The 1,526-nt window shown below is 43.2% G+C and carries 2 protein-coding genes and 1 pseudogene; all 3 read left to right on the top strand.

The genetic code is table 11. The features are described from left to right. The first annotated feature begins 22 nt into the window (after positions 1 to 22). The gene (fabZ, locus tag AB4653_RS28045) at positions 23 to 475 is read left to right on the top strand and encodes a 3-hydroxyacyl-ACP dehydratase FabZ (protein WP_009847408.1); all 453 of its coding nucleotides are present in this window, start codon (positions 23 to 25) and stop codon (positions 473 to 475) included. Between the two features lies 1 nt (position 476). Next, positions 477 to 1,265, top strand: a complete 789-nt coding sequence (lpxA, locus tag AB4653_RS28040) for an acyl-ACP--UDP-N-acetylglucosamine O-acyltransferase (protein WP_009847407.1) — start codon at positions 477 to 479, stop codon at positions 1,263 to 1,265. 129 nt (positions 1,266 to 1,394) lie between these two features. Beyond that, positions 1,395 to 1,526 (top strand): annotated as a pseudogene (gene lpxB, locus AB4653_RS28035) (lipid-A-disaccharide synthase); the annotation flags it as partial.

Below are 1,526 nucleotides of genomic sequence, written 5' to 3'. Positions count from 1 at the left end.
GAATATACATAGGAATACGACTTTGACTACTGAACAGACAACGATGAACATTACTGAAATTCAGGAACTATTACCTCATCGCTACCCATTCTTAATGGTTGATCGTGTGACTAGCTTTGAAAAAGAAAAGACACTGACTGCGATTAAGAATGTTTCTGTTAACGAACCTCAGTTCACAGGCCACTTCCCACAACTTCCTGTATTCCCAGGTGTGTTGATCTTAGAAGCAATGGCGCAAGCAACAGGTCTTCTAGCATTTAAATCTTTTGGTGCTCCTTCTGGTAATGAGCTTTACTACTTTGCTAGCGTAGATAAAGCGAAGTTCCGCAAGCCAGTAGTGCCAGGTGACCAATTGGTTATCGAAGTTGAGTTCTTAAAAGAACGTCGTGGCATTGCATCGTTCAACGGTGTAGCGAAAGTTGACGGCGTAGTTGTATGTTCAGCTGAACTTAAATGTGCTCGTAGAGAGTTTTAATATGATTCATGAAACAGCGAAAATTCACCCGGCAGCAGTAATCGAAGGTGATGTAACTATCGGTGCTAACGTGACGGTTGGTCCTTTCACTTACATTGCTGGTAACGTGACAATTGGTGATGACACTGAAGTGATGTCGCATGTTGTGATCAAAGGTCACACGACAATTGGTAAGCAAAACCGAATCTTCCCACACGCAGTGATTGGAGAAGAAAACCAAGATAAGAAATACGGTGGTGAAGACACGACTGTTGTGATCGGTGACCGTAATGTGATTCGTGAAGCAGTTCAGATCCACCGTGGTACAACTCAAGACAAAGCTACCACTGTGATTGGCGATGACAACTTACTTTGTGTAAATGCTCACGTAGCGCATGATGTTATTGTTGGTAACCATACTCACATTGGTAACAATGCTATTCTTGGTGGCCACGTAACCGTTGGCGATTATGCGGGTGTTATGGCGCTTTCTGCTATTCACCCATTTTGTTCTATTGGTGCTTATGCGTACATTGGCGGCTGTTCTGCGGTTGTTCAAGATGTACTGCCGTACGTGCTTGCACAGGGTAATCATGCCGCTCCATTCGGCCTCAACCTAGTGGGCTTGAAGCGTAACGGATTTGAGAAACCAGAAATTCGAGCATTACAGAAAGCGTACAAAGAGTTATACCGTTCAGGCAAAACACTTGAAGAAGCGAAAGCCGCTTTAGTTGAAATGGCGAAAGAGTTTGCTTCGGTAACTCCTATGTTAGAAATGCTAGAGAGCTCTGAGCGCGGTATTATTCGTTAATACTTGATGTGGTTATGTACCAATCAATATGAGTATGACAATAGTTACCTCGTTAGATTGGTATAACAAAAAGATCGCTACTCGTTAGGCGATCTTTTTTGTTTTAGGCAAGAAGGGAATTAGAAAACTATGGCACAGCAAGAAGCAGCAACCAATAGCTTGGACTTTGTTTCGAATGAACCTCTGCGTGTAGGTATCGTTGTCGGAGAACTCTCTGGTGACACGCTTGGCGAAGGCTTTATTAAAGCGATCAAATCACAA

Source organism: Vibrio sp. 10N.222.48.A3 (assembly GCF_041475345.1).
Classification (GTDB): Bacteria; Pseudomonadota; Gammaproteobacteria; order Enterobacterales; family Vibrionaceae; genus Vibrio; species Vibrio tasmaniensis_A.
This window is presented reverse-complemented; position numbering and strand designations above follow the sequence as displayed.

Bases quoted from the DNA above. Each gene is read 5' to 3' on its own strand.
- lpxA (WP_009847407.1), top strand. From the start codon at position 477: ATGATTCATGAAACAGCGAAAATTCACCCGGCAGCAGTAATCGAAGGT.